Raw genomic sequence first — 15008 nt, forward strand, 5'->3', positions numbered from 1 at the left:
AGACTTTCTGCACACCTACAACCACCACCGCTGCCACACCGCACTCGGCGGCCACCCACCGATCAGCCGTGTGAACAACGCTTCGGGTCAATACAACTAGGGCGCGGCCTTCGGGCCGGCCCCGCCCCGGGGGACGGCGTCTGCCCGGTCCGCGCCCGGCGGCAGGACCTGAGGACGAATCCCGTCGGCCTCAGTCACGGTCGGTCCAGTAGTTGACGCGTTCTCGTACGACGGGATAGCCCGCCGTGGTGAAGTGCGCGGCCATGGGGACGTTGCCCTGGTCGGTGGCGGCGGCGATGAACTCGGCGCCCTCACCGGCCAGGAAGTGGGTGCATTCGGCGAGCAGGTCGTAGGCGTAGCCGTGGCCGCGGTGTTCCGGCACCACACCGATGAACCCGACGCACGGCCCGGACGGATTGCGTGCCGGGACGTGGATGCCGACGGGCTCCCCCGCCGGTGTGCGGGCGACCTGCCACCAGGCCCTGGGCGACGGGAACCAGTGGAAGACGTCCAGTTCCTCCTGGGCCGCCTGGTCGACGCCGCCCTGTGCGATGGCCCGGCGGGCGTGGGCGTCGAGCGTGCCGAACTGGATGCGGCGCAGCAGGCCGTGGAACACGGCGTCGTCCGGTTCGGCGGTGAAGACGAGCCGTCCGGGCCGCTCGGGCAGTCCCCGCTCCGGGGTCCAGCGGTAGAGGAAGCGCTCCACCAGGGGGGTGTAGCCGGCCAGCCGGGCGGCGGCCGCACGGGTGCCGGCGGCGGCCCGCAGATGGGGGTCGCCGCGCCAGCCGGCGGGCAGGTCGAGTTCGAGTTCGGGGGTCTGCCAGGGCGCCGTCCGCAGCAGTTCGGCGCCGGCCTCCTCCTCGCCCTCGGCGACGTCGAGCCAGTTGATCACCAGCGGCTCGGGGTCATCGGCCCTGCCCCACCAGGCGGCGCGGGCCACGGTGCGGCCGTCGCGCCGGGCGACGCGCTGCCAGTCGGGGCGGAAACGGATCAGCCGGTGCCGCTCACGGAAGCCGAGCGGGTCGGGCATGGTGTCGAAAACGTGAGCGCTGCTCTCGTCGAGCGTGCGCATGACCGGATCGGTCAAGGATTCCTCCGGAAGACGCGTGGTGTGCGGCGCTCCCGGTCGGATCTCAGACGTGACACGCCCGCGGCACGGGGAGGGGGGAGCGCTCCATGGTGGGATTCATGACGCTCGCCTCCTTCTTCCGTCCGGCTCGGGCGTGGTGATCACACACTAGACGGGCGGCCGGGCGGGCGTCGACCCCTTTTCCCGCCGGGTGCGGTGTGCGGGCGGCGGCGTAGCTTGGGGTTGTGAAGGCGGTGCGCGGCTGGTCGTCGCGCGGGGACCGGGAGGATCGCGGCTGGCTGCGGGGCGCACCGCCGCCGTGTTGGGTACGGGTGCTGCCCGTGCTGCTGCTCTTCGTGGTCGGCTGCGGCACGCTGCTCTCGCCCCATGCGCGTGATCTCGGCTTCCTGCTGGGCGCGATCCCGCCGCTGGCGGTCCTGTCGTACGGCCCGATGATGACCGCCCTGCTCGGCCTGGGCGTGGTCGTGGTGCTGAACGTGCCGGCCACCCACCTGAACCGCCCCGGCGACACCGATCTGCTCACCATCGTGTTCGTGACCGCGCTGAGTGTGTTCGTGTCCTATGTGCGCAGCCGCCGCGACGCCCAGCTGGACACGGAGCGGGCGATCGGCGAGGCGGTGCAGCGGGCCGTGCTGCCGCCGCTCCCGGCCCGGGTGGGGCAGGTCCGGTGCGCCACCTTCTACCGGGCGGCGCAGGACGGCACGCTGGTGGGCGGGGACTTCTACGACGTGCGGGCGGGGCCGCACGGCGTGCGCGCGGTGGTGGGCGATGTGCAGGGGCACGGGCTGTCGGCGGTCGCCACGGTGGCGTCGCTGCTGGGCGCGTTCCGGGAGGCCGCCTTGGACCAGCCGGACCTGGAGTCGGTGGCGGCCCGGCTGGACCGCCGGCTGGCGGTGGACGCGGCGGACGAACGGCACCCGGAACTGTTCGCGACGGCCCTGCTGCTGGAGTTCGGCGGCGGCACGGCCACGGTGCGGGTGCTGGCCTGCGGTCATCCGGCGCCCGTCCTGCTGTGCGAGGGAGAGGCCCGGGAAGTGGCCGTCGCGCCCTGTCTGCCCCTGGGCATCGGGCTGATCGGCATGGAGCAGCCGAAGGAGGTCACCGTGGCGCTCGGTCCCGGCGACCGGCTGTTCCTTGCCTCCGACGGCGTGTGGGAGGCAAGGAACGCCGACGGCGCCTTCTATCCGCTGCCGGAGCGGCTGGCCGACCTGGCCGGCACCCCGTCCGCCGAGCTGCCCGCCGCGGTGTGGGCGGACCTGCTGCGGCGGCACTACAAGGTCCGCGACGACGCCACGATGCTGGTGCTGGCACCCGAGCCTGCGGACACCTGAGCGCCGCACCGGCCTCCCGTCAGCCCGTCCGCCGCACGGCCGTGCCCTCGGCCCGACCGCCACCGGCCACCTCCCCCGGCCCCACCCGCTGCGCAGCCGCCACCGGGCTCCCAGCCCCACCCGCCGCAACGCCTTCTCCCGTCGGTCACCCTCCGCCGGGCCGCCTCGCTCCCGCTCTCTCCACCGTCAGCCCACGTCCCACAGGAAGCGGTGGGTGTGGATGCCGAAGTACGGGAAGGAGCGGATCTCGCGGATGCCCTCGAGGGGGCGCACCACGTCGTTGACGAAGTCGAGCAGCGCCTTCGGGCCGGGAGCGACCACCTCGGCGAAGAGGTCGAAGCCGCCCGCGGTGAGCACCGAGTAGACGACCTCGGGGCGCTCGGCGAGGGCGTCGGCGACGCTCCGGGGGTCGCCGTCGACGCCGATGCCGAGCAGGGCCATGGCCTGTCCGCCCATGGCCATCGGGTCGGTGACGCCGACCACCTGCACGGCCTTGGAGTCCAGCAGGCGCTGCAGGCGCTGCCGGGCCGCCGAGGCGGACAGGCCGACCCGGGGCCCCAGGTCGGCGTAGGCGATACGGCCGTCGGTCTGCAGTTCGCGCAGGATGGCCCGGTCGATGGCGTCCATGTCTCCCGCTCCTCCTCTCGGCGTCCTCAGCCGGCCAGTTCGGACAGCGCGGCGGCGAAGACCTCGGTGTGGGTGTCGACGTCCCGTTCGGTGGTGTCCGGGCACATCAGCGCCATGTTGTGGAACGGGGTCAGCAGGATGCCCCGGTTGGCGAGGTAGAGGTGCAGGAAGTCCTCCAGCTCCGGGTCGGCGGCCGCCGCGGACGCGGTGCCGGTGCGCGGGGCCGGTGAGGTGAAACGGTACTCGGTACGGGCGCCGAGCCGGCTGACCGACCACGGCAGCCGGTGCGCCTCGACACCGGCCCGCACGCCGGCCTCGAACCGTTCGGCGAGCCTGCCCATCCGGTCGAACGCCTCGTCCGTCAGGACGTGTTCGAGGGTGGCCCGGGTGGCCGCGACCGACAGCGCGTTGCCGGCGAGGGTGCCGCCCACACCGCCCATGTCGACGAGGTCCAGGTCGGTCCGGGACAGCAGCCGCTCGGCGAGCGCGGCGGACAGCCCGTAGGCGCCGGCGGGGATGCCGCCGCCGATCGCCTTGCCGATGGTGAGCAGGTCGGGTTCCAGGTCCCAGGCGGCCGTGCAGCCGCCGGGTCCGGCGGAGAAGGTGTGCGTCTCGTCGTTGACGAGCAGCGTGCCGTACCGCCGGGTCAGTTCCCGGACACCCTGGAGGTAGCCGGGTTCGGGCAGCACGATGCCGATGTTGGTGAGGGCGGGTTCCATGAGGACGGCGGCGACGTCCCCGTGGGCCAGTTCGCGCTCCAGCCCGGCGAGGTCGTTGAACTCGGCGACCCTGCTGGTGAGCGTCACGTCGCAGGGCGCGCCGACGTTGCCGGGGCGGGGGGTGCCGGCGCCGTCCGGGCCGGTGACGATCAGCGACTCGTCGACGCTGCCGTGGTAGCAGTAGCCGTTGACCAGGATCTTCGGCCGGCCGGTGACGGCGCGGGCCAGGCGGATCGCCCAGCGGTTGGCGTCGGTGGCGGTGAGCGAGAAGCTCCAGCGGGCCAGGCCGAACCGCCGGGCCAGTTCGGCGCCGACCCACTCGGCGTCCTCGGTGGGCAGCATGGCGGTGGCCCCGCCCAGTTCGGCGTAGCGTCGCTGTACCGCCTCGGTGACGGGCGCGGGCGAATGGCCGGCCATGGCGCCGGTGTCGCCGAGGCAGAAGTCGACGTATTCGTGCCCGTCGACGTCGGTGACCCGCGCGCCCCGTGCCCCGGCCAGGTAGCGCGGGAAGGCGCCGGCGGTCTTGTTCATCCAGGTCATCGGCACCCGGCCGAAGAGGTGGTCGGCGCGCCCGTAGGCCGCCCGGGAGCGCGGGTTCCGGCGTTCGGCCTCGGCGCTCTCCCGGGCCAGAAGGGCGTGCAGACGCGTGCGGTCCATGGGGCACCTCGACGAAGACGACGGTGAGGGAATGCCGTGAGACTACGACTGAAAACCCGGCTATTTCAACGCTGCACGCGTGATTCGATCGCCGGTACACACGAATCATGCGTGCGATGAGGGACTGCTCACCGAACGGGTGAAGCTCCCCGCCTCGTCAACTGACGAACCCATGCGCGGAGTTCGAACGCCCCGCCTCAAACGCCAGGGTTCGCCACCCCTTCCGCCACATAGAAATATCTACAACGATGCATATGCCGGGTTGGCGTGCCGACGACACGATGTGCCCGGCCATGGGCGCTCCCTGCGCTCGGGCAGGCGGGCGAGGACACCCGGAGCGGTGCATGACGAACACGATGTGGAAGCGGGGCGTGGAGTGGCTGGCCGCGGCATCGGCCGACCCGCGCGCCTGCAAATGGGAGTGGGACCACGGCGACGGCATCGCCTTGCTGGAGGCGGGCCGCTTCTGGGACGTGCTGAGCGTTCCCGACCGGCTGGGGCTGCTCACCCTCGACCTGCTGTGGCGGCCGGCCCTGCCGATTCCGGGGCCGACGCTGGTGGACACGGCGGCGCAGCGGGTCGGCTTCTTCCTGCCGCCGGACCCTTCCGGGGGCTGGGTGGGGGCCGGGCTGCGGTACGCGACGAAGGGGTCCTGGGTCGCCGCACCGCCGCCGTACCGGCCGGCCCGCTCCCTGGAATGGCTCGTCCCGCCCGACGGCACCGGCACGCTCCATGCACCCGGCATCCTGGAGGACGCGCTGCGGCAGGCCAACGGCACGCTGGCGGTGCTCGCGCCGCTCTGCGGGCAGTAGGGCGCTCCGGCGGCGCCGTGACGGGTGCCGGGGCAACGCCCGCTCGCGGTCGCTGCGCCCCGCACCGGTGCCGCCCGCGCGTCCCGGCCCGGCCGCTTCTATGCTGGGAAGGTCCGGCTCCGGCGTCCGTGCCGCGCGCGGCCGCCGCACGTGTGCTGGGAGGGCGCCCATGCCGTCCACGTCCGTACGCCTGCGCCGGGGGGCCGTGGTCACCGTGCTGGCGGGGACGCTGTTCGCCCCGCTCACGACAGGGGCGGGCATGCGGGCCGCCGCGCCTGTCGCACCCGCCGCCGGTACGCCCGCCCCGTCGGCCTCGGGACCCGACGTCCGCGCCCTCTCCCCCGAGGTGACACGCCGGCTCGACGCGGCCGTGCGGCGGGTGATGCGCGAGGCGCACGTGCCGGGTGTGAGCGTCGGCGTCTGGACGCCCGGACAGCGAAGCTGGGTCCGTTCCTTCGGAGTGGCCGACAGGGCGACCGGCCGGAAGATGACGCCGGACCTCTACATGCGGATCGGCAGCGAGACGAAGACGTTCACGGTGACCGCGCTGCTGCAACTGGTGGACCAGGGGAAGGTCGGCCTGGACGACACGATCGACCGCTACGTCGGCGGCGTACCGAACGGCGACAGGATCACACTGCGCCAGCTGGCCGGGATGCGCAGCGGGCTGTTCAACTACTCCGCCGACGACGGCTTCTACAAGGCGCTCACGTCCGACCCCCGGCGCTCCTTCACCCCGCGGCAGCTGCTCGACTACGCCTTCCGGCATCCGGTGATGTTCCGGCCCGGGGAGAAGTTCTTCTACAGCAACACCAACCTGATCCTGCTCGGCCTGGTCGTGGAGAAGGCGAGCGGGCGCCGGCTCGGGGACTACGTCGAGCAGCACATCCTCGCCCCGGCCGGCATGAAGGACACGGTCTTCCCCGAGGGCGCCGAGTTCCCCACCCCGCACGCGCAGGGCTACACCGACCAGACGGCGAGCGGCAAGGTCGCCGAGACCGCCGGCTGGAACCCCTCCTGGGGCTGGGCGGCCGGCGCGATGATCTCCACCCTGGACGACCTGCGCATCTGGGCCCCCACGGTCGCGACCGGGATACTGCCCGACGGCAAGCGCCTGATCAGCGCCGCGACACAGAAGCAGCGGCTCGTCACACCGGCCACGCCGATCCCCGGCACCGGCTACGGGCTGGGCGTCTTCGACGTACAGGGCTGGATCGGCCACAACGGTTCCCTGCCCGGATACGAATCGCTGACCATCTACTTCCCGGCCACACGGACGACCGTCGTGGCGCTGCTGAACACCGACATCGACTATCGCGGGAACGAGCCCAGCACGTTGTTCGGCGAGGCCGTCACAGAGATCATCTCTCCTCGGCACGTGTTCGACCTGCCCGCCGCACCGGCCGCCAGGTAGGCGTCGATCCGGCCGACGGCCTGCGGGCCGGCCGGCCGCGGAGGCGGGTACCCGTGGGACCGAACTCCGCCGACGGCCCGGGGGGGGTGGGGCCGCCGGCGGAGACGCCACGCCCGGGGCGGGGGGACGGCCCCGGGCGGCTCAGAGTTCGGATGCCCGCTCATCCGGAAAGTACGCGGGCGAATTCCGGACGATCCCTGGACTGCGGCGCGGGGGGCGGGACGGCGCCGGCCGCCAGGCCGGCGGGAGGGCGGGACGGCGCCGGCCGCCAGGCCGGCGGGACCGGGGCGGCCGTCAGGCGGCCGGCGGCGCCCGGCCTCCTTCCCCCGCCGGATTCCGGTCGCCGCCGTACCCCCTCTCACTCCGCCGGTTCCGCCGTCCCGCCCCGCATCCCGGCCGCCGCGAGAACCGCGCCCAGCAGGCAGAGCACACCGCTGAGCAGCGCCGCGGCGTGCAGGCCGTTCAGGAACGCCCGGCCGCTGCCCTCGGCCACGGCCGCCCGGAGGGTGTCCGGCATGGTCCCGGAGACGGGCGCGACGCCCATCGCCACCGCGTCCTTGGCCTCGGCCAGTTTCCCGGCCAGGGCCTGGGGCACTCCGGCGCCGGTCAGCTCGGTCCGCAGGGTGGTGCCGACGCGGGCGCTGATGACGGAGACCAGCACGGACGTGCCGAGGGCGCCACCGATCTGCAGCGTGGTGGCCTGGAGGCCGCCGGCCACACCACCGTCCCGTACCGGCGCGTTGCCGACGATCGCGTCGGACGAGGCCGAGAGCACCATGCCGACGCCGAGGCCGAGCGCGACGAACGGCGGCCACATGGTGGCGTACGAGGAGTCGCCGGACCAGGTGAGCATGGTGAAGCACGCGACGGCCTGGAGCACCATGCCCAGCGGCATGCAGAAGCGGGCGCCGTAGCGCTGGGTCAGGGCGGCACCGAGCGGGGAGGCGACGAGGGAGGCGAGGCTCAACGGCAGGGTGCGCACACCCGCCTGAACGGGCGTCATACCGCGCACGTTCTGCAGGTACAGCATGATGAAGAAGATCACGCCCAGCATGACGAAGAAGTTGAGTGCGGTGATGACCGCACCGATGGTCAGGGCGCGGCTGCGGAAGAGCCGCATCGGCAGCAGCGGGTGCTCGATGCGCGTCTCGTGGCGGCCGAAGACGAGGAGGAGCAGCAGGCCGGCGAGGATCGCACCCCAGGTGCCGGCGGACGTCCAGCCCCAGGTCTCGCCCTTGACGACACCGAAGACGACGCTCAGCAGGCCGAGTGCGAGCAGGACGACACCGGTGACGTCGAAGCGGTGGTCTCCGGAGGCGTTCTTCGACCGGGGCAGCACGAACGCGCTGAAGGCGCAGGCGAGCACGCCGATGGGCAGGTTGATGGAGAAGACGGACTGCCAGCTGACGTTCTCCACCAGCAGACCGCCGACGATCGGGCCCAGTGCCGTGGACACGGCCGACACCATCGCCCAGACGCCGACGGCCATGCCGAACCTGCGGGGCGGGAACACGGCCCGCAGCAGGCCGAGGGTGTTGGGCATCAGCAGGCCGCCGAAGACTCCCTGGAGCGCACGGAAGGCGACGACGCCGGTGATGGAGCCGGACAGGCCGATGGCGACGGACGACAGCGCGAATCTGGCGACGCCGACGAGGTAGAAGGTGCGCCGCCCGAACCGGTCGCCGAGCTTGCCGCCGAGGATGAGGGTGGCGGCGAGGGCGAGCAGATAGGCGTTGGTGACCCACTGCAACTGGGCGGTGGACGCGTGCAGTTCGCGCCCGATCTCGGGGTTGGCGATCGCCACGACGGATCCGTCGAGCTGGACCATGAACAGGCCGAAGGCGACCGCGCAGAGGGTGAGCCAGGGGTTGGCGCGCCGCCGGGCGGCGGCGGTGGCCGCGGCCGCGGGGGTCGCGGGCACGGTGGGGTGATCCACGGAGGTGGACGGCATGGGAAAGCCTCGTCTGGTACGGGTCGGGAAAGGGTGCGGAGAACACGGGCCCGCACGAGCCGGCCGTCCCGGGCGGCGGGGCGCGGGGGACGTGACGGCGTTCGGGTCAGCGTGCGGCGGGGTGCAGCCGGTGCGTCAGCGAGTTCAGCGCGCCGAGGGCGGAGCCGAGCGCGGCCATCTCGCCCTCGGTCAGCGAACGCAGCGCCTCCGCGAGATGGGCGACCTGGAGCGCGTGCACCTCGCCGAGGCGCCGCCGGGCGACCGCCGTCAGATGCAGGCGGGCGACACGCTTGTCGGCACTGTCCTGCCGGCGTTCCAGGAGGCCCTGCTCGGTGAGCTGGGTGACGAGCGCGCTGACGTTGTTGGGCTTCATCAGCAGCGCGTCGGCGGCCTCGCGCACGGTGGCGCCGTGGTGCTCGGCGACATGGCGGAGCAGGTTCAGCTGCCCCTCGGGGGGCTTGGGGAGGGCGTAGTCGCGGGCGACCAGCCGGTCCAGGGCCCGGTGCAGCGCGGGCAGGGCGTCGGCGAGCGCCGAGGCGACGCTGTCGACGTCCCGCTGGGGAGCGCTGGATCCGGACACGGCCCCAGGGTAGGTATGAATTCATACCCATGTCAAAAAGGTATGAGGTCATAGGTGTCACCCGTGGCGGTACCGCGGCTGCGCGCCCCGTGCCGGGGGACGGCATAAGCTCGGCAGATGGCGAAGTACTTCGACGTGCACCCCGAGAACCCCCAGCAGCGCAGCATCTCCCAGATCGCCGACGCGATCCGTTCGGACGCGCTCATCGCATACCCGACCGACTCCTGCTACGCGCTCGGCTGCCGCCTGGGCAGCCGGGACGGCATCGACCGGATCCGTTCCATCCGCCGGCTGGACGACCGGCACCACTTCACGCTGATGTGCCGGGACTTCGCGCAGCTCGGCCAGTTCGTACGGGTGGACAACGACGTGTTCCGGGCCGTCAAGGCCTCGACTCCGGGCAGCTACACCTTCATCCTGCCCGCCACCCGCGAGGTGCCGCGGATGCTGCAGCACCCGAAGAAGAAGACCGTGGGCGTGCGCATCCCCGACCATGTGGTGACCCAGGCGCTGCTGGCGGAGCTGGGCGAGCCGCTGCTGTCGAGCACGCTGCTGCTGCCGGACGAGGAGGAGCCGCTGACCCAGGGCTGGGAGATCAAGGACCGGCTCGACCACGCGGTGGACGCGGTGGTCGACTCGGGCGACTGCGGCACCGAGCCCACGACCGTCGTCGACTTCTCCGGCGGCGAGGCGGAGATCGTCCGGCGGGGCGCGGGAGACACGAGCCGCTTCGAGTGAGCGCCGGGCGCACCGGACGCGGGGGTGACGATCATCGCGTGAGCGCCGGGCGCACCGGATGCGGGGGTGACGATCTTCGCGTGACAGCATGGGGCACAGCCGCGGCGCCGAAGGCATCGCCTCCGGCGCCCGTTCCCCGAGGGAGGGCCTGCTCACCATGACCGATGTCCAGGGAAACGTTGTCGACGTCCCGACCGAGGACGGCGTCGCCGACGCCTACGTCGTCCATCCGGCCGACGGACGCCCCCGCCCGGGCGTGTTGTTCTACCAGGACGCCTACGGGCCGCGACCGTACCTGAGGTCGATGGCCGACCGGCTGGCCGCCGCCGGCTACACCGTGCTGATGCCGAACGCCTTCTACCGCCTCGGCCGGGCGCCGGTCGTGGACCTGCCCGAGTTCATCGACCCGGGCGCCGACCCCACCATCTGGGAGCGGCTCGGTCCCCTCGTGGCCGGACTGACCCCGGAGCTGGTCCGGCGGGACGCGGGCGCCTATCTGCGGTGGCTGGCCGACAGCCCGCAGGTGACCGCGGGTCCGGTCGCGCTCACCGGCTACTGCATGGGCGCCCGGCTCGTGCTGTGGACCGCGGGCGCCCACCCGGAGCGGGTCGCGGCGGGGGCCGGCTTCCACGGCGGACGCCTCGCCACCGACGATCCCGACAGCCCGCATCTGGAGGCCCCGCGCATCACCGCGGAGCTGTACTTCGGGCATGCCGACGAGGACGCCTCGCTGCCCCCGGAGCAGGTGGCGCGCTTCGAGGACGCCCTGACCGCCGCCGGAGTGCGGCACACCTGCGAGGTCTACGCCGGCGCCCACCACGGCTTCACCCAGGCGGACACGCCCGCCTACGACCGGGCGGGGGACGAGCGGCACTGGGAGGCGCTGCTCGGCCTCCTCGAGCGCACGTTCTGACACCCGGCCCCGGCGTGTGCGAGCGCACGGCCTGACACCCGGCCCGGCGGTGGACGCCGGGCCGATCCCGTCCAGGTCATTGACATGCACCCGTCCGCGCACGAGTCTGAGAGCGCTCTCAAGCAGGTACGGACCAGATCCGTACGACCCCGACCCCACACGGAGGTGGAGAGTGCCTCACAGGCTCACGCGCCGCGCACTGCCCCTGACGGCCGCCGCGGCCCTGCTCGGCGGGCTGCTCGCGCTCGGCGCACCGGGAAGCGCCGGTGCCGCGGTGCCGGACACCATCCCGCTGAAGATCACCAACAACTCGGGCCGCTCCGAACCGGTCTACGTCTACGACCTCGGCACCCAGCTGTCCTCGGGACGGCAGGGCTGGGCCGACGCGAACGGCACCTTCCACGCCTGGCCGGCGGGCGGGAACCCGCCGACCCCCGCGCCGGACGCGGCGATACCCGGCCCCGCCGCCGGGCAGTCCACGACCATCCGCATCCCGAAGTTCTCCGGCCGGATCTACTTCTCCTACGGCCAGAAGCTCGACTTCCGGCTCACCACCGGCGGACTGGTGCAGCCGGCCGTGCAGAACCCCTCCGACCCCAACCGGAACATCCTCTTCAACTGGTCGGAGTACACGCTCAACGACTCCGGGCTGTGGCTCAACAGCACCCAGGTGGACATGTTCTCGGCGCCGTACGCGGTCGGGGTGCAGCGTGCCGACGGCGGGGTGAGCAGCACCGGTCATCTGAAGTCCGGTGGCTGGACCGGCTTCTTCAACTCCCTGCGCGGGCAGTCGGGCGGCTGGGCGGCCCTGATCCAGACCCGCTCCGACGGGACCGTGCTGCGCGCGCTGTCCCCGCTGTACGGCGTGGAGACCGGCGCCCTGCCGGCGAACGCGATGGACGACTACGTCAACCGCGTCTGGCAGAAGTACGCGACGTCGACCCTGACCGTCACGCCGTTCGCCGACCAGCCGAACACCAAGTACTACGGCCGGGTCTCCGGGAACGTCATGAACTTCACCAACGGCTCCGGCGCGGTCGTCACCAGCTTCCAGAAGCCCGACGCGTCCAGCATCTTCGGCTGTCACAAGCTGCTGGACGCGCCCAACGACCAGGTCCGCGGCCCCATCTCCCGGACGCTGTGCGCCGGTTTCAACCGGTCGACCCTGCTGGTCAACCCCAACCAGCCCGACACCACGACGGCGAACTTCTACCAGGACGCCGTGACCAACCAGTACGCCCGCAGGATCCATGCGCAGATGGCCGACGGCAAGGCCTACGCCTTCGCCTTCGACGACGTCGGCAACCAGGAGTCGCTGGTGCACGACGGCAACCCGCAGCAGGCGTATCTGACGCTGGACCCGCTGAGCTGACATGACACGGTCCCGCACCCGAGGAACGGGGTGCGGGACCGTGCGCGCGAGGGGCTCAGCCGGTCGTCAGGGCGGTGTCGTCCACGACGAAGCTGGTCTGCAGCGAGGAGTCCTCCACGCCGTTGAACTTCAGCGTGACCGTCGAGCCCGCCAGCGAGGACAGGTCGAAGGTCTTCTGGCTGTAGCCGGCGGCCTTGTTGAGGTTCGAGTAGGTCGCGAGGGTCTTCGAACCGGCGGTCACCGTCAGCTTGTCGTACTGGGTGCTGGTGGTGGTCTCGGCGGTGTCGATGTGCAGGTAGAAGGTCAGGGTCGCCTTGCAGCCCGCGGGGATCGTCACCGACTGGGACAACGTGTCGGTGTGCGCGGAGCCGTAGCCGTCCAGCCAGGCCTTGTAGGAGCCGCTGTGGGCCGCCTCACCGCTGTCGGTGGTGATGACGCCGCTGGTGGCGGTCCAGCCGGTGTTGCCGGACTCGAAGCCCTGGTTGCTCAGCAGTTGCCTGGAGGTGCAGCCGCCGCCGGTCGTGCTGACCGTCCAGGAGAAGGTCGCGGTACCGGTCGCGCCGGTGGAGTCGGTCACCGTCACGGTGGTGCTGTACGAGCCCGCCGCGGTGGGCGTACCGGAGATGAGGCCGGTCGAGCTGTTGATCGACAGACCGGTGGGCAGGCCGGAGGCGCTGTAGCTCAGCGCGCCGCTGTTGGTGCTGCTCGCCTGGATCTGCAGGTTCACGGCGGTACCGACGGTGGCGGACTGGCTGCCCGGATTGGTGACCGTCACCCCGCTGCTCGGCGGGTTGATGTGGCTGCCGACGTTGATGCCGGCGAAGGCGTTGCCCACTCCGGCGTACTGCGTGGAGTTGGTGCCGTAGAGGTCGGCGGCCGCGCGCAGGGCGGCGGCGCGGGCGGCGGCGTAGTCGGTGCTGGACGTCATGTACGTCGTCAGCGCCTTGTACCAGACCTGGAGCGCGGCGGCCCGGCCGATGCCGGTGACGGCGACGCCGTCGGAGGTCGGGCTGTTGTAGGTCACACCGTTGATGACCTTGGTGCCGCTGCCCTCGGACAGCAGGTAGAACATGTGGTTCGCGGGGCCCGAGGAGTAGTGCACGTCGAGGTTGCCGACGCCGCTGTACCAGCTGTCGGCCGAGCCGCCGTCCTTGCTCGGCTTGTCCATGTACCGCAGCGGCGAGCCGTCGCCGTTGATGTCGATCTTCTCGCCGACGAGGTAGTCACCGACGTCGTTGGAGTTGTTGGCGTAGAACTCCACGCCCCCCGTGCCGAAGATGTCGGAGGTGGCCTCGTTCAGACCGCCCGACTCGTCGCTGTACTCCAGGCCGGCGGTGTTGGAGGTGACACCGTGGGTCATCTCGTGGCCGGCCACGTCCAGCGAGGTCAGGGCGTGGGTGTTGCCCGAGCCGTCGCCGTAGGTCATGCAGAAGCAGCTGTCGTCCCAGAAGGCGTTGACGTAACCGCTGCTGTAGTGGACGCGGCTGTAGGCGGCGACGCCGTCGTTGCGGATGCCGCTGCGGCCGAAGGTGTTCTTGTAGAAGTCCCAGGTCTCCTGGGCGCCGTAGGCGGCGTCGGCGCCGGCGGTCTGGGTGTTGGAGCCGGTCCCGTCGCCCCAGACGTCGTCGGCGTCGGTGAACAGGGTGCCGGTGCCGGAGGTGCCCCGGTTGAGGTTGTAGGTCTTGTGACCGCCGCGCGTGGTGTCGTACAGCTGGTAGGTCGAACCCGACAGCGTGGTGCCCAGGGTGACGCTTCCGCTGTACTGGGTGTTGCCGGTGCCGGTCTTGACCGCCTGGTACCGGTACAGCTCCTTGCCGGTGGTGGCGTCGGTGATGACGTGCATCTGGCTGGGCGTGCCGTCGTCCTGGAAGCCGCCGATCACCGTCTCCCAGGCGAGCTTCGGGGTGCCGTCGCCCGCCCAGATCACCTTGCGGGCGCTGTCGGTGGTGGCCTTCTCGGCGTCCAGGGCCTTCGCGGCCTTCAGCGCCTTGGTCTCCGCGGCGGCCTTGGTGAAGGTCGCGGTGGTGGAGCGCACCTGGATCCTGCGCTTGTTGTTGAACGTGGTGCTCACGGTCCCCTTGGCCAGCGAGGCGGGCGGGGTGTGCACGACCAGGTCGCCGCCGAGGACGGGCAGACCGGCGTACGTGCGCTCGTACCGTGTGTGCACGGTGCCGTCGTTGTCCTTGACGACGTCCTTGACGACCAGCTTCTCCTGGGCCCCGAGGCCGAGGGTGCGGGCGGTCGTGCGCGTCTGCTGCCGGGCGCTCTCGACCAGCGCCCGGTGCTGGGCCGGGCTGAGCTTGGCCTCCAGGCCGCCGGTGCGCAGCGGGCCGGGGTGGGGAGCGGCCGGGGCGGCGGACGCCGGGAGGGCCTGCAGTCCGACGGCGAGGAAGGCCGCGGTGGAGACCAGGGCGGCTCCGACCGTGGCTCGCTTGTGGGGAAGGGGTCTGTGGGGTCTCACTCGTACTCCTCCTGCTGCGACCGCCGGGCGGCGGCCGGTGACAGACGGGCAGACGGGTCTGTCGCCCGGGCGAGCTGAGCTGTGCGGGACCGTGATCCATGAACCGGTGGGGTGGATCAGCGTGCGGAGGGAGAATGACAGGATTGACCGAGCCATGTCACCTCACGGCGGGTCAATCGAGGGTTTTCCCTATCGCCCCGATTCGCACGACTGCCTGCTCCCGGCCCGCTCTCCGCCGTGCCCCGGCCGGGCACGGAGGGCTCGCCCGGAAGCCGTGACCGTCCGCCGCGCGGCCCCGGTTTCCTCCGGGTTCCCCAGTCACCGAAAAGTGCGTTCTTCCACG

General features: G+C 72.1%; 12 protein-coding genes and 1 pseudogene. 7 read left to right on the top strand and 6 right to left on the bottom strand.

Features of this window, described 5'->3' with window-relative positions:
* Positions 1 to 100: pseudogene (locus tag ACZ7KF_RS40415) on the top strand (IS481 family transposase); the annotation flags it as partial.
* Positions 101 to 190: 90 nt separating this feature from the next.
* Here ACZ7KF_RS40415 and ACZ7KF_RS40420 read toward each other — a convergent pair.
* Positions 191 to 1087: a GNAT family N-acetyltransferase gene (locus ACZ7KF_RS40420; protein ID WP_471087330.1), complete on the bottom strand. Its 897-nt coding sequence runs from the start codon at positions 1085 to 1087 to the stop codon at positions 191 to 193.
* Between the two features lie 227 nt (positions 1088 to 1314).
* Here ACZ7KF_RS40420 and ACZ7KF_RS40425 point away from each other — a divergent pair, with 227 nt between their 5' ends.
* Positions 1315 to 2421, top strand: a complete 1107-nt coding sequence (locus tag ACZ7KF_RS40425; protein WP_471087333.1) for a PP2C family protein-serine/threonine phosphatase — start codon at positions 1315 to 1317, stop codon at positions 2419 to 2421.
* 186 nt (positions 2422 to 2607) lie between these two features.
* Here ACZ7KF_RS40425 and ACZ7KF_RS40430 read toward each other — a convergent pair whose 3' ends face one another.
* Both ACZ7KF_RS40430 and ACZ7KF_RS40435 read right to left on the bottom strand, forming a co-directional pair.
* A complete protein-coding gene (locus tag ACZ7KF_RS40430; RefSeq protein ID WP_471087336.1) occupies positions 2608 to 3048 on the bottom strand; it encodes an Lrp/AsnC family transcriptional regulator in 441 nt (146 codons plus the stop codon).
* Positions 3049 to 3074: 26 nt separating this feature from the next.
* On the bottom strand, positions 3075 to 4424 hold the full coding sequence (locus ACZ7KF_RS40435) for a transaminase (protein ID WP_471087339.1): 1350 nt from the start codon (positions 4422 to 4424) through the stop codon (positions 3075 to 3077).
* Positions 4425 to 4768: 344 nt separating this feature from the next.
* Between ACZ7KF_RS40435 and ACZ7KF_RS40440 the strand changes: the two genes are divergently transcribed.
* On the top strand, positions 4769 to 5236 hold the full coding sequence (locus tag ACZ7KF_RS40440; protein ID WP_471087342.1) for a hypothetical protein: 468 nt from the start codon (positions 4769 to 4771) through the stop codon (positions 5234 to 5236).
* Positions 5237 to 5405: 169 nt separating this feature from the next.
* A complete protein-coding gene (locus ACZ7KF_RS40445) occupies positions 5406 to 6650 on the top strand; it encodes a serine hydrolase domain-containing protein (RefSeq protein ID WP_471087345.1) in 1245 nt (414 codons plus the stop codon).
* A gap of 358 nt (positions 6651 to 7008) precedes the next feature.
* On the opposite strand, the gene ACZ7KF_RS40450 is transcribed toward ACZ7KF_RS40445, so the two are convergent.
* Both ACZ7KF_RS40450 and ACZ7KF_RS40455 read right to left on the bottom strand, forming a co-directional pair.
* Positions 7009 to 8601, bottom strand: a complete 1593-nt coding sequence (locus ACZ7KF_RS40450; RefSeq protein ID WP_471087348.1) for an MFS transporter — start codon at positions 8599 to 8601, stop codon at positions 7009 to 7011.
* 106 nt (positions 8602 to 8707) lie between these two features.
* The gene (locus ACZ7KF_RS40455) at positions 8708 to 9181 is read right to left on the bottom strand and encodes a MarR family winged helix-turn-helix transcriptional regulator (RefSeq protein WP_471087351.1); all 474 of its coding nucleotides are present in this window, start codon (positions 9179 to 9181) and stop codon (positions 8708 to 8710) included.
* Positions 9182 to 9298: 117 nt separating this feature from the next.
* Between ACZ7KF_RS40455 and ACZ7KF_RS40460 the strand changes: the two genes are divergently transcribed.
* The 3 genes from ACZ7KF_RS40460 to ACZ7KF_RS40470 all read left to right on the top strand — a co-directional run bounded on the left by ACZ7KF_RS40460 (position 9299) and on the right by ACZ7KF_RS40470 (position 12204).
* On the top strand, positions 9299 to 9919 hold the full coding sequence (locus ACZ7KF_RS40460) for an L-threonylcarbamoyladenylate synthase (protein WP_471087354.1): 621 nt from the start codon (positions 9299 to 9301) through the stop codon (positions 9917 to 9919).
* 157 nt (positions 9920 to 10076) lie between these two features.
* On the top strand, positions 10077 to 10832 hold the full coding sequence (locus tag ACZ7KF_RS40465; RefSeq protein ID WP_471087435.1) for a dienelactone hydrolase family protein: 756 nt from the start codon (positions 10077 to 10079) through the stop codon (positions 10830 to 10832).
* Positions 10833 to 11004: 172 nt separating this feature from the next.
* On the top strand, positions 11005 to 12204 hold the full coding sequence (locus tag ACZ7KF_RS40470) for a glycoside hydrolase family 64 protein (RefSeq protein WP_471087357.1): 1200 nt from the start codon (positions 11005 to 11007) through the stop codon (positions 12202 to 12204).
* A gap of 55 nt (positions 12205 to 12259) precedes the next feature.
* On the opposite strand, the gene ACZ7KF_RS40475 is transcribed toward ACZ7KF_RS40470, so the two are convergent.
* The gene (locus ACZ7KF_RS40475; RefSeq protein WP_471087360.1) at positions 12260 to 14665 is read right to left on the bottom strand and encodes a M4 family metallopeptidase; all 2406 of its coding nucleotides are present in this window, start codon (positions 14663 to 14665) and stop codon (positions 12260 to 12262) included.
* Positions 14666 to 15008: the final 343 nt, after the last annotated feature.

This window comes from Streptomyces sp. NPDC038200 (assembly GCF_055600785.1).

Bases quoted from the DNA above. Each gene is read 5' to 3' on its own strand.
- ACZ7KF_RS40445 (WP_471087345.1), top strand. From the start codon at position 5,406: ATGCCGTCCACGTCCGTACGCCTGCGCCGGGGGGCCGTGGTCACCGTG.
- ACZ7KF_RS40430 (WP_471087336.1), bottom strand. From the start codon at position 3,048: ATGGACGCCATCGACCGGGCCATCCTGCGCGAACTGCAGACCGACGGC.
- ACZ7KF_RS40450 (WP_471087348.1), bottom strand. From the start codon at position 8,601: ATGCCGTCCACCTCCGTGGATCACCCCACCGTGCCCGCGACCCCCGCG.
- ACZ7KF_RS40435 (WP_471087339.1), bottom strand. From the start codon at position 4,424: ATGGACCGCACGCGTCTGCACGCCCTTCTGGCCCGGGAGAGCGCCGAG.
- ACZ7KF_RS40440 (WP_471087342.1), top strand. From the start codon at position 4,769: ATGACGAACACGATGTGGAAGCGGGGCGTGGAGTGGCTGGCCGCGGCA.
- ACZ7KF_RS40460 (WP_471087354.1), top strand. From the start codon at position 9,299: ATGGCGAAGTACTTCGACGTGCACCCCGAGAACCCCCAGCAGCGCAGC.
- ACZ7KF_RS40465 (WP_471087435.1), top strand. From the start codon at position 10,077: ATGACCGATGTCCAGGGAAACGTTGTCGACGTCCCGACCGAGGACGGC.